Origin of the sequence: Labilithrix sp. (assembly GCA_019637155.1) — a bacterium.
Lineage (GTDB): Bacteria > Myxococcota_A > Polyangia > Polyangiales > Polyangiaceae > Labilithrix.
Window position 1 is genome coordinate 52,950 of record JAHBWE010000030.1, and the last position, 19,943, is coordinate 72,892.

The window sequence follows — 19,943 nt, forward strand, 5'->3', positions numbered from 1 at the left end:
ATAGAACGTCCCGGAGTGGGGCTCGTCCTTGCACGCGGAGCGCGGGTGGCGCCGCGCATCGTCGTCGTAATCGTAGTCGTGACCACCGTGGTGACGGCTCTTCGACGAGTGGCTCTTCGATGAATGCTTTCCGTATTTCCAGTGTTTCCCGTGCTTTCAGCGTTTCCAGTGGTCTCGCTCGCAGTCGTCGTCCCGCTTGTCGTCGCACCGTTCGAGGCTCACGCTCGCGTTCGGGGCGACCACGGCGCCCGCGAACGGCGGACGGACGATGAGCTCCTTGCTCCCGAGGTGGCTGACCAGGAGCTTCGGCTCCGATGCCGTCGTGCTCCGCGTCGCGGCGCGAAAGTAGGACTCGTCGCGAACATAGAGTTGCACTGGCCCGGCGCCGTCGTCGAGCTCGAGCTCGCTGCCGCGGAAGAACAGCGCCTTCGACACGACGTAGACGCCGGAATGAAGGACGACCGTCGCGCCGGACGCGGCGATGAGCTCGTCGTAGGTCCCAGGAGAGAGGTCGCGTGTCACGCCCCGCGCGACGACGACGTCGCCGAGCGAGGTCGGCGAGGCGGTCACCGACCAGCTCTGCGTGGATACGTCGATGTTGGCCGGGGCTTCGAGCCGCCCATGCACGGACGAGCCCGGCGCGCGCCGCACCTTACCCGTCGCGCGGACGTCTCCCTCGATGCGTGCTTGCTTGCCGAGCTCGACGTCGCCGACCGCCGTGACCAGCGCGGAGGAGAGCTTCGCTTCCTTTCCGATCTCGACGTCGCCGTCCGCGCCGAAGACGCCGCCGCGAACCTGCGCGCGATCGCCGATGCGGACCCGCGTGGCGGCGCCGACCGTCGTGTCGAGGAAGCTCGCACCGCTCGGGACGCGGAGGGTGATGGAGAGGACCTCGGGATCGAGGTTGCTCTGGGACGTGTCGATCGCCGGTTCGTTCGTGTCCAAGCTGCACGCCGCGGCGACGCAAGCGAGCGCGAGGCACAGCGTCCGACCCCACGAGCCAAAACGATTCGTCATGTTCCCCCTCCGGGCGACGTCGGCGTCGAGCCGCCGAGCGCAAAGCCACTACCAATCTACCTGCCGTTTCGATCACCACCAGGTAAATCGTGACAACCGATGCAGTTGGGTGCGAGGGCGGTTCCTCGGCCCCGACGTCAACGACAGTCCTCCGGCGCTGCCTGCTCCTGCACCGTGTACGGCGGGAGCTCGGGGTGGAAGCGCGGCGCGTAGAGGACGTTGAACGGCTGCTTCTGCACGCAGAGGCGCGCGCCCGGCGTGATGCCCTCGAAGACGGAGCGGTCCACGCGCTGCGCGAGGAAGTCCGCGAACGAGCTGCCCGACGCGTAGAGGTAACCGCCCGACGTGGACCACGCGACGACGGCCAGCGCCGCGAACGCGATGACGCCGGCGGTGACGCGCCGCTCGCGCCCCCACAACGCGAGGTTCAGCGCGACGAGCGTGATCATCCAGTACATGTAGTAGCGGAGCTCGTGCGACTGTGGCACGAGCGCGGCGACGACGGTGACGCCGCCGAAGAGGGCCGCGGCGACGATGTCCTCGCGGCGCCGCCGCTTCCACGCCGCCCACCCGAGGCCGCCGAGCAAGGCCACCACGTACGCCCCGAAGTACCCGCCCATGCGGTAACCCGGCTCCGACGGCGGCGTCCATTGATCGAGCGACCAGCGCGCGTGCGACGCGATGGGACGGTTGTCGATCTCGAGGACCGAGCGCACGAAGCGCGTCGCGCGCCACGACGACTCGAGGTGCGCCGGCGCCGACGAATACGCGCTCTCCGCGGAAGGGAAGCGATGCCCCAGCGCCGTGAGCTCCACCGGCCACACCGGGTTGTCGTGCAGCGCGAGGTTCTTGAGCGGCGTCGCGAGCACGAGCGGCGCCGCGATCGCGAGCACGGCGAGGCACCTGCGATCGCGCGCGCGGATCGCGAGCCACGTGAAGACGAGCGCCGAGACCGCGACGATCGGGACGAGCTGGAACTTCGAGTTCGCCGCCGCGGCCGCGAGCGCCGCTGCGCCGGCGAGGAGCTTCCACGTCAATGCGGCGCGGTCGACGAGCACGCGATGGACGAGGAGGAGCAGCATCGTCACGCACACGTTGGCGGGGAGGTCCACGTAGGCGGACGTCGCGTGGATCTGCACGAGCGGGATCGCGAGGAGCGCGAGGAGCGAGACGTGGAGCGGCGTCCCGTAGAGCCGGCGCAAGAAGACGGGGAGGCCGAAGAGGGAGGCGATCGCGACGAAGCTCGTCGCGGCGGGGTTGTCGGTGACGCGCCAGACGACGCCCTGCAAGAGCTCCATGAAGAGCGGGAAGCCCTCGTAGCGGACCTGATTCTCCGCGCTGAAGGCGAACGACCGCGCGTCGAGGAGGCCGACCATGCGGCCCGCGAAGGGGAGGTGGTAGTACCAGACGTCGTACGCTTGCGAGACGTCGCACCACCCGGCGATCGCGATCGAGATCGCGAGGGCGATCGCGATCGCGGAGAGAGCGCGGTCCACCGTCCTCGCGAGCACGGGCCGCCTTATACTCCTACTCCGGCAATGGACCTGCGCCTCCGTCATCTCTCGAACCTCGATCCGCAGGCGGTCGTGCTCCCGCACGGGACCGAGGTGGTCACGCGCGTCGATCGCGTGATCGGCGAGCGCCGCGTCCCGCAGGGCACGGTCGGGCGCGTCGTGAAGGTGGACGCGGAGGGTGAGGCGCACGACGTGCTCGTCGTCGGCGTCGGCACGCTCCGGTACGCGCGGCGCGAGCTGTCGCCGCGGCGCATCGGCCAGGTGCTCTGGGCCGAGCGGCGCGAGCGCGCGTGGGACTCGCTCGTCCCGTGCATCGTGCTCGACGCGACGGTGGGCTCGCAGGCGTGGGGGCTCGCGGACGCGTCGTCGGACGACGACCGTCGCGGTGTGTTCGCGCATCCGCTGAGCTGGACGCTCGGCCTCGTCGCGCCGCCCGAGGACGTCGTGCGCGCCGACGGCAGCGCCACCTACTGGTGCGCGGGGAAGGCGATCCGGCAAGCCTTGCGCGCGGATCCGAACACGCTCGAGATGCTCTTCGTGCCGTCCGCGACGGCGACGGACGAGATCGGACAGTGGCTCCTCGCCGAGCGCGACGCGTTCGTGTCGACGGAGATCTACGGCTCGTTCGGCCGCTACGCGCTCGGGCAGCTCCGGCGCCTCGAGCAAGGGCAGCGGCTCGCCGAGCATCGCGGCGTCGTGCTCGAGTGGCTCCGCGCCGAGCCGGAGCTCACGCTCGATCAGGTGGCGGTGAAGCTCGCCGCGCTCTCGCCGCGCGCGGCGCCGACGAAGGCCGACGCGGTCCATCAGGCGAAGCAATACGTGAAGCAGCTCTATCGCTCGCTCTTCGATCAGGGCCTGCTCGAAGGCGCGGAGCTCCGCGCGCTCGCGGCGTTCGCGCGCGGCCCCGCGACCGAGCTCGACCTCCCGCGCGAGCTCCGGCCGAAGAACGCGTACAACCTGCTGCGCCTCATCGCGACCGCGGCGCGCTGGCTCCGCGAAGGCGCGCCCACCTTCGCCGCCTCCGGCGCGCTCCGCGATCGCCTCCTCGCGGTGAAGCGCGGCGACGTCCCGCTCGCCGACGTCCTCGCGGAGGCGGAGGCGCTCGTGCCCGATCTCGAGGCCGCGCGCGATGGCTCGAAGCTCCCCGCGCGCCCCGACGTCGTGCGCGCGGACGCGTTGCTCCGCCGCATCGGCGAGGAGATCGCAAGGCGCTGGACCGAGCGGCGGCCCGGCCCCTTCGGCGCCGACGCACCGCCGCCGCCGGAGGTCACATGGAGCGAGTGAGCTGGGGGTTGTCGGAGCATCAGCTCGCGATCGGCGACCGCGTGATCGCGGAGGAGTCGGCGAAGCGCGAGCACCTCGTCGTGTACCTGAGCGGCGCGCACGCGTACGGCTTCCCGTCGCCGGACAGCGACCTCGATCTGAAGTGCATCCACGTCGCGCCGACGGGCGCGCTCGTCGGCTTCGAGCCGCCGCCGTTCACCTACGATCGCGCGGAGGTCATCGAGGGCGTCGAGATCGACTACACGTCGAACGAGCTCGGGCAGGTCCTCGGCGGCATCCTCACCGGGAACGGCAACTACCTCGAGCGCGTGCTGGGCGCGACGTTCATGACGCCGCCGGGCGAGCTGCTCGCGTCGCTCTCGCCGCTCGTGCGCGCGGTCGTCTCGCGTCGCGTCCACCGCCACTACCGCGGCTTCGCGGCGAACCAGCAGCGCGAGCTCGCGAAGACGCCGACGGTGAAGAAGCTCCTCTACGTGCTCCGCACCGCGATGACGGGCACGCACCTCCTCACGACCGGCGAGCTCGAGACCGACCTCCGCGTCCTCGCCCCGCGCTACGGCCTCGCCGATCTCGGCGTCGACGCGCTCATCGCCGCGAAGCGCGCCGGCGAACGCGCCGCCGCCGACCCCGCGATGCTCACCGAGTGGGAGCCGCGCCTCGCGGGCATCCTCTCCGCGGTCGATCGTGCCCGCGACACGAGCCCGCTCCCGGAGGAGCCGCCGCCCGACGCGGTGCGCGCCCTCGAAACATGGCTCGTCGCGACGCGGAGAGCTCGTTTCGCACCCACCGCGTGAGCGGCGGCTGCGCGACGAGTCAACGGCAGGAGGCCCGGTAGCTCGCGCCGACGCGCTCGCAGTGGCTCTTCCCCTCGGGGTAAGGCGCGTCCATCCGGACGAGCTGCGTCCCCCGGTTGTCGCAGTAGTAGCAGCTCACGGCCTTGCTCATGTCGGACACGGCCATCGCCTGGGTTCCCGAGCAGATGTTGTAGCCGTAGTCACGGATGGACGCGCTGAAGGCCCTGAACCCCGCCGGGGTCTTCACCGAGTGCTCGATGTCGACCTTCATCGGGCACGTGATCTCCACGGGCGGCGCGGGCGCCGGGAGCGCGCTCTTCGGCATCGGCGTCTGGGGCGCGATCCGCGGCTCGAGCGGCCGCTCCGGCGTCGGCGGGGCGCCGTGGACCGAGGCGGCCGCCAGCCCCACGACGATCATCACCGTGAGGCCGCTCAACAGGGGCTTGTTCATCCGTTTGTCTCCTTCGTTCCTTTTGGCCTGCGGCTACGCCGGGCCGAAGACCTCGACCTCGACGCCGTCGGAGTAGTGGGTGGTGCGGTAGCGGCCGTTCAGGAGGCCGGCGGTGCCGCAGAGGTTCTCCTCGAGGTAGACCAGCTCGGCGCGGCGGGCGGGGTAGGGGACGTGGTGGACCTGGCCCGTCAGCACCTTGTCCTTGTGCTGGACGAACAAGTAGTAGCGCTCGAGGAGGAAGTGCTCGAGCGTCCCGAGCTCGCTCGGGCCGAGCTCCTCGCCGACGTCGTAGACCACGTCGAGCGTCGCGCGCGGGTCCGACTTGCGGACCGAGCCGAAGGCGACGCGGTCGCCGTCGCGCACCACCGTCATCTCCGCGTGATGGTAAGGGAGGCCCCAGCCGAGCCGCGCCGCGCGCACCGCGAGCCACGAGCTCGCCTCGAGCGAGAAGAAGTACACGCCCGGCTTGCCGTCGCGATGCACGTACGTGCGCAGGTTCGTCTCGAGGAAGTCCAGCGCCGCGCGGCGCGGGAGCCACGACGGGCGCGTCGCCTCCATCCGGAACGGCACGAGCCCCACCCACGCCTCGCCCTCCCAGAGATCGAGCTCGAACGCGCGCGGCACGAGCTTCCGCACCATCTCCGGATCGAAGGACCAATGCACGAAGAGCAGCTCGCGCCAGCGCTGGGTGCCGCTGTTCGCGCCTTCGGGACGTTCGGGCTTTCGACGATCGAGCTTCACGCGACGTGGACCATCGGGACGAAGCGTACCGCCCCGAGGTCTTGTTTCGTCAGCATACCGTCCTTCTTCAGCCAGCGCTCGAGCCGCTGATCTTGCTCCTGCGAGCCGACCGGGACGATGACGAAGCCGCCGTCGGCGAGCTGATCGACGATCGCGCGCGGCAGCGTCTCCGGCGCCGCCGTCACCACCGCGCGATCGTAGGGCGCGCCCGCGGGCCAGCCGAGCCAGCCGTCGCCGTCGTGCACGTGCACGTTGTGACAGCCGATCTCCGCGAGGATCGTGCGCGCGCGTTGCGCGAGCTCCGGGATCACCTCGACGCTGTCGACGCGCGCCGCGAGCTTGCAGAGCACCGCCGCCTGGTAGCCGGAGCCGGTCCCGATCTCGAGCACGCGCTCCGTGCCGGTGAGCTCGAGCGCCTCGCTCATCATGCCGACGAGCGAGGGCTGCGAGATCGTGACGTCCCATCCGATCGAGAGCGGGTGATCCGCGTACGCGAGCTCGACCGAGTGCTCGGGGACGAAGCGGTGCCGTGGCACTTCGCGCATGACGTCGAGCACACGCGCATCCTGCACGACGCGCGCAACGATTTCGTCCACCAGGTATGCGCGCGCTTTCGCGGCGTCGGCCTCTCGGTCACGGAAGAACACAGCCATTCCTCGTCCCGTCCTCGAGCGGAGAACAGGCAAACACTATACCTTCTGCGCATGGATCGGCTCACGACGATGACGTACGAAACGACGGGTCCGGTGGCGCGCATCACGTTGAACCGGCCCGAGCGCGGCAACGGCATCACCCTCGAGATGCCGCGCGAGATGGCGGCGTGCGTCGAGCGCGCGAACCTCGATCCCGCCGTCCACGTCATCGCGCTCTCCGGCAACGGGAAGGGCTTCTGCGGCGGCTACGACCTCGTCGCGAGCGCGGAGAAGCTCGGGGCGGGGGCGGAGCTCGGCGCGGGCATGCCGCCCGGCTCGCCGCTCGACCCCGCCGTCATCGCGAAGAACCACGACCCGAGCGCGGTCTGGGACCCGGTCGTCGACTACCAGATGATGAGCCGCAACGTCCGCGGCTTCATGAGCCTGTTCCACTCCGACAAGCCGGTCGTGTGCAAAGTGCATGGGTTCTGCGTGGCGGGCGGGACCGACATGGCGCTCTGCTCGGACCTCCTCGTCATCGAGGACGAGGCGAAGATCGGCTACCCGCCGGCGCGGGTCTGGGGCGTGCCGACGACCGCGGTCTGGGCGTACCGGATCGGGATCGAGAAGACGAAGCGGCTCCTCTTCACCGGCGACTGCCTCACCGGCGCGCAGGCAGTCGAGTGGGGGCTCGCGACCGAGTGCGCGCCGCGCGACCTGCTCGACGAACGCTTCGAGACGCTCGTCGCCCGCGTCGCGAAGATGCCGGTGAACCAGCTCGTGATGATGAAGCTGCTCGTGAACCAGACCGTCGCGACGGCGGGCCTCCACGCGACGCAGATCCTCGGCACGATGTTCGACGGCGTCGCGCGCCACACACAAGAGGGCTACGCGTTCCAGCGTCGCGCCGCGGAGGCCGGCTTCAAGCAGGCCGTCCGCGAGCGCGACGAGCCTTACTCCTCGAGGTAAGAGGAGAGCTGGCGCGCGCTCGCCATCGTGCGGAGCTTCGCGAGCGCGGACTGCTCGATCTGGCGGATGCGCTCGCGCGTGAGGTGGAGCATCGCCCCGACCTCCTCGAGGGTGTGCTCGCGCGCGTGGTCGAGCCCGAAGCGGAGCGCGAGGATCTTGCGCTCGCGCTCCTCGAGGCGCGCGAGGAGGCCGCCGACCTCGCCGCCGAGCGCGTTCAGCGCGGCGGTCTGATCGGGCGCCGGCGCGTTCGACGGCACGAGGTCGACGAGGCGCGCCTCACCGTCTTCGCCGACCGGGATGTCGAGGCTCGACGGCTGCGGCGGGAGGGTGAGGATGTTCTCGATCCGATCGCGCCCGAGCTTGGTCGCGGTCGCGATCTCCTCGATCGTCGGCTCGCGATCGTGCTGCGCCGCGAAGGCGGAGCGGAGCTTGGCGATGCGGCGGCGATCGTCGGCGACGTGGACGGGGAGGCGCACGGTGCGATCGAGCAGCGCGCGCTGGAGCGACTGCTTGATCCACCACGCCGCGTAGGTGCTGAAGCGGAACCCGCGGCGATGGTCGAACTTCTCCGCCGCGCGGAGGAGCCCGATGTTGCCTTCTTGCACGAGGTCGAGGAGCGCGACGCCGCGACCGAGGTACTTGCGCGCGAAGAGGACGACGAGGCGGAGGTTGCCGGTGAGGAGGCGATCGCGCGCGTTCTCGAGCTGCGTCTCCGCGCGCTCGATCGCGAGGACCGCCTCCGCGTCTTCGGCGCTCTCCTCCGCCGCCGCGCGCACGCCGGCGACGAGGGCGAGGCGCACCTCGCTGTCGATGCGGAGGCGCGCGACCGTCGCCGCGGCCTCGGCCCGCTCCTTCGCGTGGACGGAGCGCGCCTTCTCGAGCGCGCCGGCGAGCTCGCCCTCGACCTTGACGAGGTCGAGGTTCGCTTCGTCGGGGTTGAGGAGGAGATCGCGCGCGGTCGCGCGGCCTGCGCGCATGTCGTCGCCGAGCGCGGCGAGCGCGCTCGCGCCGGCGGGAGCGGCGAAGAGCGACTCGTAGAGCGAGCGCTCCGCGTGCGCGATCTTCTCGCCGATCTCGGTCTCCTGCGCCGCGGTCAGCACCGACGTGCGCGCCATCTCCGCAAGGTAGAGGTCGTCGATGCCGGCGACGTCGCGCGGACTGACACGGCGCCCAGCTCGAGCGGGGCGTTTGTTCGCCTCGGCCGGCTTCGCCGCTCGCGGGACACGCGAACGTGAGCGACCACGCACGGGACGATTTCCCGTGCTACGAACAGAAGCACCTTTCGAAGTAGTCATGCTCTCCATGAGGACACCGGCCGTCTCGCGCGGTTGGTTGGAGCGCGAGGGGCTTACTCACCGTAAGCATCAACCGCGCCCTGTCTTCGCGTCGCGGCTCGAAATCGCGCAAGAGCTTCGCGGGCCGCACGTGGTCCGATGCTCCCCGCGGCGGCGAGGAGCCGGTGCCGCCGCGGGAAATCGCGCCTGAGCTTCGGTCGCGCTCGGCGCGGACAAACGCGCTAACCTGACGGCGTGAGCGATACCACCGAAGCTCGACCGGGCGCACCCCGTCCCGTTGCCGCCGGCTCTGCGCCGCGGCCGCCGGCGCCGAGCACCGCCCGCCTCGCGCCGCGCGCTCCCGCAAAGCCTGCCGCCCCCCCCGCCGCGTCGACGCCGCGCGCCCTCCCTCCCGACGACGGTGACTTCGACGAGCTCCGGTCGAGCGCCGTCATCCCCGCCGCGGAAGAGGCCAGGGATCTCCTCCCCGTTCCGCCCGCGCCGTCGACGCCGCCGGTGCCTCCGCCGATCCCGCGCGCGCAGTCGTCGGCGGACCTCCTCGACAAACCCCGCGCGCCGGCGCCGATGAAGTCTCTGTTCGGTGGGTCGGTCGCGCCGACGCCGACCGCGCCGCTCGTCGTCGAGCCGGTGACGCAGCCGATGGCTCCGCCCGCGTCCGTGCCGCCGGCCGCCGCGCCCGTCGCGCCCGTCGCGCCTGTCGTGCCGGAGCCGATCACGCTCTCGAACCAGGCGCACGATCAGCTGCAGCAGATCCTCCGCGGCGTGCTCGAGTCCACGCTCGCGCCGGTGCTCGCGAAGCAGCAGGAGCTCGAGGCGCGCCTCGAGGCGCTCTCACGCGCGCCGGTCTCGCGCCAGCCGTCGTCGGCCGCGCTGCCGGCGATGCGCTCGATGGCGCCGTCGATCGACATCACCGGCTCGCTCGCGCCGGCGGGCCCGCGCCCGTCGCTCGTGATGACGAGCTACGGACCGGTGAGCGTGCTCCCGGGCCCCGCGCCGCGCCCGGCGATCGAGACCGCGCTCGAGAACGTCGGGCCGATCGACGTGCCCGACTTCGCCGGCAAGCGGAAGTTCGCGGGTCGCATCATCATCGGCGTCCTCATCGCCGGCGTCTTCAGCGCGATCGTCGCGACGGTGCTCAGCTACTCCTGAGCGCGCGGTCCGCCTTCTCGGCCTCGTAGCAGCGCCTCGAGAGCGCGGAGAGCTCGCGCACGAGGTAGTCGCGGAAGGCGACGACGCGCTGGGGCACGTAGCGCACGGACGGATAGACAACGTGGAGGTCCGAGCCGCCGAGGCGGTAGTCGGGGAGCACGCGAACGAGCTTGCCCGACGCCTCCTCGCGCGCGCAGAGGAAGAGCGGGAGCAGCGCGATGCCGCCGGCGGCGAGGACGGCCTTCTTCATGAACGAGATGTCGTCGGCGGAGATCGATCCGCGCGGCTCCACCGCGTGCTCGTCGCCGTCGGGGCCGACGAGCTTCCACGTCATCGGCCCGCTGTCGGTCTGGAGGAGGACGCAGTCGTGCTGCGCGAGGTCCGCGAGCGAGGCCGGCGCGCCGCGTCGCGCGAGGTACTTCGCGGAGGCGTAGAGCCCGAGCTCGAGGCTGCCCACGCGCCGCGCGATGAGCGACTGATCGCGGAGCTTGCCCGCGCGCACCGCGAGGTCGAAGCCTTCGGCGACGAGGTCGACGACGCGGCTCCCGAGGCGGACCTCGACGTGCACGGTCGGGTGCTTCTTCACGAAGCGCGCCGCGATGCCGGCGACGGCCCACACCCCGAGATCGACCGGCGCGGTGATGCGCACGACGCCGCGGAGCTCGCGCTGCAGGTCCGACGCGGCGCTCTGTGCCTCGTCGATGTCGGCGAGCGCACGCGCGACGCGATCGTGGAACGCGGTGCCGGCGTCGGTGAGGTGGAGCTTCCGCGTCGTGCGATGGAGCAGGCGCACGCCGAGGTCCTGCTCGAGCTGCGCGACGCTGCGGCTCACCGAGGACTTCGGGAGCCCGAGCGCCTTTGCCGCAGCGGTGAAGCTGCCGTCTTGAACGACGCGAACGAAGGCCGTGACGTGATTCAGATCCAAGAGAGCTCCGAGTAGAGTGCCGATCGATCCCGATGACCACAGATTCCCTCCGCATCCTCGGCGTTTCTGGCAGCCTGCGAAAGGCCTCGTTCAACACCGCGCTCCTCCGCGCCGCGATCGCGATCGCGGTGGAGGAGAAGCTGCCGATCTCCTTCGAGATCGCGACGATCGGCGACCTCCCGCTCTACGACGAGGACGTCCGCGCGGCGGGGCTCCCCGCGCCGGTGCAGCGCTTCCGCGATCGGATCGCGGCGGCCGACGCGATCCTCTTCGTGTCGCCGGAGTACAACTTCTCGATCCCGGGCGTCCTCAAGAACGCGATCGACTGGGCGTCGCGTCCGCCGAGCCAGCCCTTCGCCGACAAGCCCTGCGCGGTGATGGGCGCGAGCGGCGGCATGAGCGGGACGATGCGGATGCAGTATCACCTCCGCCAGGTCGCGGTGTTCTTGAACATGCACATGCTCACCGGGAGCGAGGTCTTCGTGCGCAACGCGAAGACCGTGTTCAACGACGACCTGACGAAGCTCACCGACGAGCCGACGCGCCAGGCCGTCGCGAAGCTGCTCGGCGCGCTCGTCGCGTGGACGAAGCGCCTGCAGGCGAGCTAGAGACGGCGGAAGAAGGACCAGCTCGCCGCTGCGGCCTCGTCCCACACCCAGTGCGTCAGGTTGTGGATCGGACACCACGCGACCGGCGCGCCGGCCTTGCAGCTCTTGTACGCGGTGCACTCGGCGTAGCCCGTCGTCTCGACCTCGGTCTCGTTGCAGCCGTTCACGTGCGCCCAGTACTCGGCGGAGTAGCGGCCGCTGTCGAGGCCGACGCTGAAGTCGCGATCGCCGTGGAGCGCGATGATCGCGGTCGGCTGCTGGCCGGGGCACTTCGGCGCGCCGTTCGGCCACTTCTCTTCCTGGTTGTAGGGTGCGCCGCCGGCGCTCGAGGAGATGCCGCGGAAGACGCCGGCGTGCTGGCAGGCGAAGACGTTCACGAAGAAGCCGCCGCTCGAGTAGCCCGCGCCGAACACGCGCGCCTTGTCGATCGGGAGCGTCTTGGTGAGCTCGTCGACGAGGGCGAGCGTGAACGCGGCGTCGCGGTTGCCCTTCTTCGTCTCGAGGTCCCAGCCCGCGTTGATGCCGTCGGGGTAGGCGATGAACGCGTCGTTGCCGGTCGCGGTCTCCCACTTCCAGTCGCGGTGGAGGCTCGTCATCGAGCCGCCGTCGCCGTGGTAGACGAGGATGAGCGGGAGGCGCGCGTCGGGCGCGGGCGCGGGCGGCGCGACGAGGAGGTACTGCCGCGTCTTGTCCGCGACCTGGATCGACTTCGGCGTCACCGTCACTGCCGGCGGCGTCGCCGGCGGAGTCGCGCGCGTGAGCACGGCGCTCTCGCCGGTGAGGGGCGTGACCTTGATCGAGGCCTTCTGCTTGCGGTGACAGGCGACGAGGCTCAGCGCGACGACGAAGAGCCACCCGGTGCGGGTCATCGCCTCCGAGCGTATCAGCTCTTCGGCTGCGAGCGGATCGTGAGCCGGATGACGACGTCGTCGCGGATCAGGTCGTCCGCCTTGCCGGCGTAGACGAGGCCGAAGTCCTTGCGGTTGATCGCGAACTCCGCGTCGACGTCGGCGCTCGAGGCGGTGGTCCGGATCTTGGCGGGGAAGGTGATGCTCTTCGTCACGCCGTGGAACGTGAGGTTGCCCGTCACGGTGTGTGTGGCGCCCTTGTCGCCGCCTGGCGCGATCGACGTCGAGGCGAACGACGCCTTCGGGAATTTCTCGACGTCGAAGAAGTCGGGCGACTTGAGGTGCTTGATGAGGCCCTCCGGCGTGGTCGTGAGCGAGTCGGTGTCGATCTCCACCGTCACGCTGCTCTTCGTCGCGTCGTTCGCGACGAGGGCGACGTTGCCGCGGAACGAGGTGAACGCGCCGTCGTGCTTCGCGGTGACCTTCGAGCCCGTCCACTCGATCTTCGACGTGGCGGGCTCGATCGCGAGGCGCACCGCCTCCGCAGGGGCGGGCGCGCTCGCGGCCTGCTTCGCCTCGCTGGTCTCGGCCTTCGTTTTGTCCTGCGCCGGGTCCTTGCACGCGGCGAGCGCGAAGACGGCGAGGCCCAGGAGCGCGGCGTGTTTCGTCACTTCGCCCTCTGGAGCTCGACCTCGAGCTGGATCGAGATCTCGTCGCCGACGAGGATGCCGCCCGCCTCGAGCGCGGCGTTCCAGGTCATCCCGAACTCCGAGCGCTTCACCTTCGTCTTCGCGGAGGCGCCCATCCGGACCATGCCCCAGGGGTCGGCGTGCTCGCCAGTGAGGCCTTCGACCTTGAGGACGACCTCCTTCGTGACGCCGTGGATCGTGAGGTCGCCGGCGACGTCGAATTCTTCGCTGCTCTTCGGGGTGACCTTCTTCGAGCGGAAGGTGATGAGCGGGTACTTGGCGACGTCGAAGAAGTCGGCGCTCCGGAGGTGCTGATCGCGCTTTTCGTCGCGCGTGTTGATCGAGGCGACGTCGATGTCGACCGTGACGGAGGAGCGCTCCGGGTTCTTCCGGTCGAAGGTGACGCTGCCGCTCACCTTCTGGAACTCGCCGCGCACGGTCGATACCATCATGTGCCGGACGCCGAACGTCACGCTCGTATGCGAGCCGTCGAGCGTCCACTCGACCGCACCGGAGGGGGACTGCGTGGGCTGGGTAATGGCTTCGAGGGTCATCTTCGTTTCTCCTTTGGATACGTCCATGGATGCCACCGATGTACGGTCGCGTTTTCCGCGCTCTCGCGAACGCATCGTTGCGGAGGTGGAACGATGAGGCTCGCGCCGCTCCTCGCTGCCGCATCCATCCTCCTCGCGCGCGAGGCGGCCGCGGGGGAGACGCACCTGTTCCTCCCCGTCGGCGGGAGCGTCGGCTACTCGTTCAACCCGAAGGGCCTCCAGAACGGCGCCGTCCTCGGGGCGGAGGCGAGCCTCGCGTGGGTGAAGACGAATTCGCTCGTGTACGGCGGGCTCTACACCGATTTCGTCCACGACTTCGGCGCGGAGGGCTCGCGCATCAGCCTCGGCCCCGAATTCGGCTGGGCGTTCTTCGGCGTCGACGGCGCGAGGACGCCCTCTACCGCCGCGTCGTCGAGATCATCGAGGGGGCGCGCCGCCACGTCGCGCGCACCGTCGACACTGCGATGGTGCAGGCGTACTGGCTCGTCGGTTACGCGATCGTCGAGGTCGAACAGCAGGGGCGGCGACGCGCGGGGTACGGTGAGGGTTTGCTCGATCGGCTGTCGGCGCGCCTCACCAGGAAGCTCGGTACGGGCGGCCTTGGAGCTCGCACGCTCAGCCGCATCCGCCGCTTCTACCTCACGTACCCCGAGGGCTCGGCGTTGCCGCCGGAGCTTCGCGGCTCGGAGATTCGGACACAGGCTGTGTCCAAATCCAAGGCGACGACCAAGGCCCTCGCGATTCGGACACAGGCTGTGTCCAACTCCAGGTCGCCCGCGTTCGCGGCGAACCTGAGCTGGTCGCACTACCTCACGCTCCTCAAGGTTGACAACCCCACGGCGCGCGCGTTCTACGAGATCGAGGCGACACGCGAAGGCTGGTCCTACCCAGAACTTCAGCGGCAGATCGACTCGCTCCTCTTCGAGCGCCTCGCCCGTAGCCGCGACAAAGAGAGGGTTCGCGCGCTCGCGAGGGAAGGGCACATCGTCGAAAAGCCGAGCGATCTGCTCAAGCGCCCGTTCGTGGTCGAGTTCCTCGGTCTCGAAGAGCGCGCGCACTGGCAGGAGCGCGATCTGGAGCAGGCCATCATCGACCGCATCGAGGCGTTCCTCCTCGAGCTCGGAAAGGGCTTCTGCTTCGTCGCCCGGCAGAAGCGACTCACCGTCGACGGAGATCACTTCTACGTCGACCTCGTGTTCTACAACCGCCTGCTCCGGTGCTTCGTGCTCGTCGATCTCAAGATCGGCAAGCTGACGCACGAAGACCTCGGGCAGATGCAGATGTACGTGCACTACTTCGACCGCTACCAGCGCGTCGGTCACGAGGCGAAGACGATCGGCATCATCCTTTGTTCCGCCAAGAACGACGCGATGGCGAAGATCACGCTGCCCGAGGACAACAAGCAGATCCTCGCGGCCCGCTACCAGCTCTACCTGCCCACCGAAGAGGAGCTGCGCGCAGAGCTGGAGCGCGATCGCGAAGACGCCGAGCGCGCGCTCTCGCTCGCCGCACTCATGGAGACCCGGCATGGCGAACGCTGACGGGATGGGGCCGACGGTGACTGAAGCTGCCCATTCGCGAGAGCGCGCGTCAGCGTTGACCTTCGGAATCTCGAGTGAGTCTTCGGTTTCAGCCCGCGCGGCCGGCGCGGATGTCGGCGAGCATGGCTTCGGCGTCGTGGCCGGGGATGCCGAGCTCGATGGCGACGTCGCGGAACATGCTCTCTTCCTCCGGCGCGAGGCCGTCGGAGGCGGCGACGACGAGGGCGCCGCGGAGGGCGGGGGCGCGGCGCGGCTCCGGGAGCCGCTCCACCAGCGTGCGCACGTAGCGCTCGGGGCCGAGCTCGCTCATCTTCGTGATCTCGCCCTCGACGATCATGCCGATCGCGATCGCCGGGAACTCGTCGCCGACGAGGCGGCCGACGCGGGACGAGAGCGCGCCGATCTCGCTCTCGGACACGTCGCCGTCGGCGGCGGCGAGCAGGACGCAGAGGCCGATCTCGGCCCGACGGACGACGTCATTGAGCATCGGGTGCTGCAACATCCGAGCGCCCTCAATCCTTCCGCATGACGACGCCGCGCGCCGTCTCGAGGAAATTGTACTCGGGGAGGTCGTTGACGGCGCCGTTCAGCTGCCAGTCGCCGGAGAACAGGACGACGGGGCGGCCGCGCACGTCCACGACCACGAGCCCGGGCCGCGCGCGCGCGAGCGCCTGGAGGTCGACGTCGGCGCCGTCTTTGCGCGTGATCCAGCGCGCGTGCATCACGTTGATGCCCTCGTAGCGGACCTCGACCTCGTACTCCGCCTTGAGGCGATGCTTCACGACCTCGAGCTGGAGCTGGCCGACCGCGCCGAGCACGATGTCGCCGGCGCGCGCGTCCGGCGGGCGATAGAGCTGGATCGTGCCCTCCTGCGCGAGCTGCTCGATGCCCTTCTGGAGCTGCTTGCGGCGGAGCGGGTCCGCCATCACGAGGCGCGCGAAGTGCTCCGGCGCGAAGGACGGGATCTCCTCGAAGGCGAACTCGGGCCCGTCCGTGATCGTGTCGCCGATCTCGAAGACGCCCGGATCGTAGACGCCGAGCACGTCGCCGGCGAAGGCCTCGTCGACGACGTTGCGCTCCTGCGCCACGAACTGAGTCGGGTTCGCGAGGCGGATCTCGCGCTTCGTCCGCACGTGCTTGCACTTCATGCCGCGCTCGAAGCGGCCGGAGCACACGCGCACGAACGCGACGCGGTCGCGGTGCGCGCGGTCCATGTTCGACTGGATCTTGAAGACGAAGCCGGAGAAGTGCGCGTCGGTCGCGGCGAGCGCGCCGCCGGTCGTCTCGCGCGGCGGCGGCGCCGGCATCAGCTTGATGAACGACTCGAGGAACGCCTCGAGCCCGAAGTTGTTGATCGCGGAGCCGAAGAACATCGGCGAGACCTCGCCGCGCTCGAACTTCGCGGTGTCGAACGAGTCGCCGGCCGCGTCGAGGAGCTCCGCCTCGTCGCGGAGCTGCTTGTAGCCCTCGTCGCCGAGCTCCTCCATCAGGCGCGGATCGTCGAGCCCCGACGTCTTCACCGCCGCCTTCTCCGAGCCGCCCGCCGCGCTCGACGTCGCGTCCTTCGCGTCGAACAAATAAACCTGGTGCTCGAGGCGGTGGTACACGCCGCGGAACACGCCGCTCCGGAAGATCGGCCACGTGATCGGGTAGACGCCGATGCCGAGGACGCTCTCGACCTCGCCGATCAGCTCGAACGCGTCGCGGCCGGGGCGGTCCATCTTGTTCACGAACGAGAAGATCGGGATCGCGCGCTGCTTGCAGACGCGGAACAGCTTCTTCGTCTGCGCCTCGACGCCCTTCGCGCAGTCGAGGAGCATGACCGCGCCGTCGACGGCGTGGAGCGTGCGGTACGTGTCCTCGCTGAAGTCGGCGTGGCCCGGCGTGTCGAGCAGGTTCATCTGCAGCCCGCGATACGGGAACTGCAGCACCGACGTCGTGATCGAGATGCCGCGCTCGCGCTCCATCTCCATCCAGTCCGAGACCGCGGCCGCGCGCCCGCGCTTCGCCTTCACCGCGCCCGCGAGCTGGATGACGCCGCCGTAGAGGAGCAGCTTCTCGGTGAGCGTGGTCTTGCCCGCGTCGGGATGCGAGATGATGGCGAACGTCTTGCGCCGGTTCACCTCGTGAACGCGGCGCGCCTCCGCCGGATCGTGCGTCGTCACGGCTCGTCTTCCTTCGATTCGGGCTTCTTCTCGGGCGCCTTCGGCTGGCTGCGCCGGGCGAGGAGCGCGGGGTCGCGCGTGACGCCGAGCGACTGCCGGCACATCTGGCAGCGGTACACGATGTGATCGGGTCGCGGCGTGATGCCGATGATGCTGATCTGGATCCAGCCCCAGAGCGTGTACTCGGGCTCCTCCACCACGTAGTCGTGCTCTCGGGTATAGCCGCACTTGCACGTGCGAGGCTTGCGCGGCTCCATCGTCCGAAACTCCGGGCGACAACATAGCGGCACACCCGATGCAACGAAAGCACCGGCTCGCGATTGTGGTGCAGAGCGCCTGAGCGGGACTATGCTGCGCGCCCATGAAGCGCGCTGGATACCTCGTCGCCGTTCTCTTCCTCCTCGCGTGTGACGATCAGGAGAAGAAGAAGGCCGAGCTCCTCGCGAAGGCTGGGGTCGAGGCCGGCCCGCCCGCGTCCGCGACCGGCGTGAACGTCGTGCCGCCGCCCGCGGTCAGCAGCGCGCCGCCGCCGGCGAAGCCGCCCAAGGACTGTGGCACCGGCGATCCCGTCATCGACGATCCCGACATGGAGGCGGAGCTCCGCCTCAAGCTGAGCAAGCCGAAGGACAAGAGCCCCGATCCGCTCACGGCGAAGGACCTCGCCAAGGTCACGTCGGTGAACCTCACGAAGAAGGAGTCGCTCGCCGAGCTCGACCCCTGCATCTTCCCGAAGCTCACCGGGCTGAAGTTCCTCTACCTCCCGAAGGGCGAGTACCGCGACCTCACGCCGATCGCGAACCTCACGAAGCTCGAGGCCCTCCGCGCGAGCATCAGCGAGGTGAGCGACCTCAAGCCGCTCGAGAAGCTCACCGCGCTCGATCAGCTCGACCTCGGCCGCACGCACGTGCGCGACATCTCCGCGCTCGAGAACAACGTGAACATCACCGAGCTCTCGCTCGACGACACGCAGGTGAGCGACATCGCCGCGCTCGCGAAGCTCACGAAGCTGCAGAAGCTCTCGCTCAAGAACACGCTCGTCAGCGATGTGTCGCCGCTCAAGGACCTGAAGAGCCTCCGCGTCCTCGACCTCGCCGGCACCGCGATCAACAACCTGAACTTGCTCGACCCTCTCCGCGCGAAGGGCCTCAAGATTCAGACGAAGTAGCGGCCGATGCGCACGATCGTCGTCGGCGCCGGATCGGCGGGGGCGATCGTCGCGGCGCGCCTCTCGGAGGACGAGCAGAACGACGTCGTGCTCGTCGAGGCGGGGCCGGACTACCCCGAGGCGAGCGAGCGCGTCGAGACGCTCCCGGACGATCTCCAGAACGGGCGCTGGAACGCGATGAAGTCCCACGACTGGGGCCTCGCCTACCGCGCGACGCCGCATCGCTTCTTCAGCGCCGTCGACATGCACTTCCCGCGCGGCCGCGTCGTCGGCGGCTCGTCGGCGGTGAACACGTGCATCGCGCTCCGCGGCCAGCCCGCCGACTACGACGAGTGGGCCGCGCTCGGCCTGCCGGAGTGGAGCTGGGACAATTGCCTCCCGGCGTTCAAGCGCCTCGAGCACGACCTCGACTACGCGCCGGAGGAGGACACCGAGCTCCACGGCGCGCGCGGTCCGATCCTCGTGCGCCGCCACACGCCGGACGAGCTCGTGCCCTGGCAGGCGGCGTTCATCGAGGCCTGCCGCGAGGTCGGCTTCCCTTATTGCGACGACACGAACGATCCGTCGAAGCACGGCGTCGGCCCGCACGCGATGAACAAGATCGACGGCAAGCGCGTCAGCGCCGCGCGCGGCTACCTCACGCGCACGGTCCGCGCGCGCCCGAACTTCACGATCATGGCGAACACGCTCGTGCGCCGCGTCCGCTTCTTCGGCCGCCGCGTGCAGGGCCTCGAGGTCGAGCGCTTCGGCGCGGTGCGGGACCTCCGCTGCGATCGCGTCATCCTCGCGGGTGGGGCGATCGCGACGCCGGGGATCCTCCTCCGGAGCGGGGTCGGCCCGCGCCGCGACGTCGAGCGCCTCGGGGTCCGGCTCGTGCACGACGCGCCGGGGGTGGGGGCGCGCCTGCTCGATCACCCCGGCCTCGCCGTCTTCTTCAAGCCGCACCAGCGCGGCATGGCGCGGACGGATCACCCGCTCGTGCAGACGTGCTGCCGCTTCACGGCGGAGGGCAGCGACGTGCCCGACGACACGCTGCTCCAGGCGGGCTCGTGGGTGCCGCTCCCGGGGCTGCCGCTGCCGGGCGTCACGCTCGCGGTGCAGATCGGCAAGCCGCGCGGACACGGGACGTTGCGCTACACCTCCGCGCGCGCCGACGCGCTGCCGGCGATCGACTCCGCGTTCCTCGTCGACGAGCAAGACCGCGCGCGCGCACGCGAGGGCCTACGCTGGATCAGCCGCCTCCTCCGCACGAAGGCGCTCTCGGCGCTCGCGAGACCCGTGTATCCTGCACGCGAACCGTTCACCGCCGACGGCGACCTGAAGAGCGCGCTCGAGCAGATCACGGGCTCGGGTTATCACCCTTGCGGCACGGTTCCGATGGGCCCCGACTCGGACCCGCTCGCCGTCACCGACGCGCGCGGCCGCGTGCGCGGGGTGGAGGGCCTCCACGTGGCCGACGCGAGCCTGATGCCCACGATCCCGAGCTCGAACACGAACTTCCCGACGCTCATGCTCGGCGAGCGCATCGCGGAGCTCCTTCGCCGAAGCGAATAAATACGAGCGCTGCAGCTTCAAGCCGGGCGAGGAGCCTGCTCGGCGCGG

At 70.2% G+C, this 19,943-nt stretch carries 20 protein-coding genes; 8 read left to right on the forward strand and 12 right to left on the reverse strand.

Features of this window, described 5'->3' with window-relative positions; translation table 11 throughout:
- Positions 1 to 156: 156 nt before the first annotated feature.
- The gene (locus KF837_41925) at positions 157 to 1,017 is read right to left on the reverse strand and encodes a polymer-forming cytoskeletal protein (GenBank protein MBX3233956.1); all 861 of its coding nucleotides are present in this window, start codon (positions 1,015 to 1,017) and stop codon (positions 157 to 159) included.
- 137 nt (positions 1,018 to 1,154) lie between these two features.
- The gene (locus KF837_41930) at positions 1,155 to 2,528 is read right to left on the reverse strand and encodes a hypothetical protein (protein ID MBX3233957.1); all 1,374 of its coding nucleotides are present in this window, start codon (positions 2,526 to 2,528) and stop codon (positions 1,155 to 1,157) included.
- A gap of 27 nt (positions 2,529 to 2,555) precedes the next feature.
- On the opposite strand from KF837_41930, the gene KF837_41935 reads away from it, so the two are divergent.
- Both KF837_41935 and KF837_41940 read left to right on the forward strand, forming a co-directional pair.
- Positions 2,556 to 3,815 (forward strand): nucleotidyltransferase domain-containing protein, encoded by a 1,260-nt coding sequence (locus KF837_41935; protein ID MBX3233958.1) that lies wholly within the window; start codon positions 2,556 to 2,558, stop codon positions 3,813 to 3,815.
- The gene (locus tag KF837_41940) at positions 3,803 to 4,609 is read left to right on the forward strand and encodes a nucleotidyltransferase domain-containing protein (protein ID MBX3233959.1); all 807 of its coding nucleotides are present in this window, start codon (positions 3,803 to 3,805) and stop codon (positions 4,607 to 4,609) included. Before KF837_41935 ends, KF837_41940 begins: the two co-directional genes overlap by 13 nt.
- 19 nt (positions 4,610 to 4,628) lie before the next feature.
- Here the strand turns inward: KF837_41940 and KF837_41945 are convergent, their stop codons facing one another.
- The 3 genes from KF837_41945 to KF837_41955 are packed head-to-tail and all read right to left on the reverse strand — an operon-like array spanning position 4,629 to position 6,454.
- The gene (locus KF837_41945; protein MBX3233960.1) at positions 4,629 to 5,060 is read right to left on the reverse strand and encodes a hypothetical protein; all 432 of its coding nucleotides are present in this window, start codon (positions 5,058 to 5,060) and stop codon (positions 4,629 to 4,631) included.
- A 33-nt stretch (positions 5,061 to 5,093) separates the two neighbouring features.
- On the reverse strand, positions 5,094 to 5,801 hold the full coding sequence (locus KF837_41950) for a DUF2071 domain-containing protein (protein MBX3233961.1): 708 nt from the start codon (positions 5,799 to 5,801) through the stop codon (positions 5,094 to 5,096).
- Complete coding sequence (locus KF837_41955; GenBank protein MBX3233962.1) at positions 5,798 to 6,454, reverse strand: protein-L-isoaspartate(D-aspartate) O-methyltransferase; 657 nt, start codon at positions 6,452 to 6,454, stop codon at positions 5,798 to 5,800. Before KF837_41955 ends, KF837_41950 begins: the two co-directional genes overlap by 4 nt.
- 51 nt (positions 6,455 to 6,505) lie before the next feature.
- Between KF837_41955 and KF837_41960 the strand changes: the two genes are divergently transcribed.
- Positions 6,506 to 7,402 carry a crotonase/enoyl-CoA hydratase family protein gene (locus KF837_41960; GenBank protein ID MBX3233963.1) on the forward strand — a complete coding sequence of 299 codons (897 nt, stop codon included), beginning with the start codon at positions 6,506 to 6,508 and terminating at the stop codon, positions 7,400 to 7,402.
- Here the strand turns inward: KF837_41960 and KF837_41965 are convergent.
- A complete protein-coding gene (locus KF837_41965) occupies positions 7,387 to 8,517 on the reverse strand; it encodes a sigma-70 family RNA polymerase sigma factor (GenBank protein MBX3233964.1) in 1,131 nt (376 codons plus the stop codon). The two genes, KF837_41960 and KF837_41965, sit on opposite strands and share 16 nt — an antisense overlap.
- Before the next feature lie 414 nt (positions 8,518 to 8,931).
- Here KF837_41965 and KF837_41970 point away from each other — a divergent pair, with 414 nt between their 5' ends.
- Positions 8,932 to 9,846, forward strand: a complete 915-nt coding sequence (locus tag KF837_41970; protein MBX3233965.1) for a hypothetical protein — start codon at positions 8,932 to 8,934, stop codon at positions 9,844 to 9,846.
- Here KF837_41970 and KF837_41975 read toward each other — a convergent pair.
- The gene (locus KF837_41975) at positions 9,833 to 10,771 is read right to left on the reverse strand and encodes a LysR family transcriptional regulator (GenBank protein ID MBX3233966.1); all 939 of its coding nucleotides are present in this window, start codon (positions 10,769 to 10,771) and stop codon (positions 9,833 to 9,835) included. The two genes, KF837_41970 and KF837_41975, sit on opposite strands and share 14 nt — an antisense overlap.
- A 32-nt stretch (positions 10,772 to 10,803) precedes the next feature.
- Between KF837_41975 and KF837_41980 the strand changes: the two genes are divergently transcribed.
- A complete protein-coding gene (locus tag KF837_41980) occupies positions 10,804 to 11,379 on the forward strand; it encodes an NAD(P)H-dependent oxidoreductase (protein ID MBX3233967.1) in 576 nt (191 codons plus the stop codon).
- Here the strand turns inward: KF837_41980 and KF837_41985 are convergent.
- The 3 genes from KF837_41985 to KF837_41995 are packed head-to-tail and all read right to left on the reverse strand — an operon-like array spanning position 11,376 to position 13,497.
- Positions 11,376 to 12,248: a hypothetical protein gene (locus tag KF837_41985; protein ID MBX3233968.1), complete on the reverse strand. Its 873-nt coding sequence runs from the start codon at positions 12,246 to 12,248 to the stop codon at positions 11,376 to 11,378. The genes KF837_41980 and KF837_41985 overlap by 4 nt on opposite strands.
- A 14-nt stretch (positions 12,249 to 12,262) precedes the next feature.
- Positions 12,263 to 12,898, reverse strand: a complete 636-nt coding sequence (locus KF837_41990) for a YceI family protein (GenBank protein MBX3233969.1) — start codon at positions 12,896 to 12,898, stop codon at positions 12,263 to 12,265.
- Positions 12,895 to 13,497: a YceI family protein gene (locus tag KF837_41995; protein MBX3233970.1), complete on the reverse strand. Its 603-nt coding sequence runs from the start codon at positions 13,495 to 13,497 to the stop codon at positions 12,895 to 12,897. Before KF837_41995 ends, KF837_41990 begins: the two co-directional genes overlap by 4 nt.
- Positions 13,498 to 13,547: 50 nt before the next feature.
- Here KF837_41995 and KF837_42000 point away from each other — a divergent pair, with 50 nt between their 5' ends.
- Entirely contained in the window at positions 13,548 to 15,011 is a 1,464-nt protein-coding gene (locus tag KF837_42000) for a DUF1016 family protein (protein ID MBX3233971.1), read from the forward strand.
- 88 nt (positions 15,012 to 15,099) lie between these two features.
- Here the strand turns inward: KF837_42000 and KF837_42005 are convergent, their stop codons facing one another.
- Positions 15,100 to 15,498 (reverse strand): TerB family tellurite resistance protein, encoded by a 399-nt coding sequence (locus KF837_42005; GenBank protein MBX3233972.1) that lies wholly within the window; start codon positions 15,496 to 15,498, stop codon positions 15,100 to 15,102.
- Positions 15,499 to 15,523: 25 nt separating this feature from the next.
- A complete protein-coding gene (locus KF837_42010; GenBank protein ID MBX3233973.1) occupies positions 15,524 to 17,458 on the reverse strand; it encodes a peptide chain release factor 3 in 1,935 nt (644 codons plus the stop codon).
- Positions 17,459 to 17,537: 79 nt separating this feature from the next.
- Between KF837_42010 and KF837_42015 the strand changes: the two genes are divergently transcribed.
- Entirely contained in the window at positions 17,538 to 18,341 is an 804-nt protein-coding gene (locus KF837_42015; protein ID MBX3233974.1) for a leucine-rich repeat domain-containing protein, read from the forward strand.
- Positions 18,342 to 18,347: 6 nt separating this feature from the next.
- A complete protein-coding gene (locus tag KF837_42020; GenBank protein MBX3233975.1) occupies positions 18,348 to 19,895 on the forward strand; it encodes a GMC family oxidoreductase N-terminal domain-containing protein in 1,548 nt (515 codons plus the stop codon).
- The last annotated feature ends 48 nt before the right edge of the window (positions 19,896 to 19,943 follow it).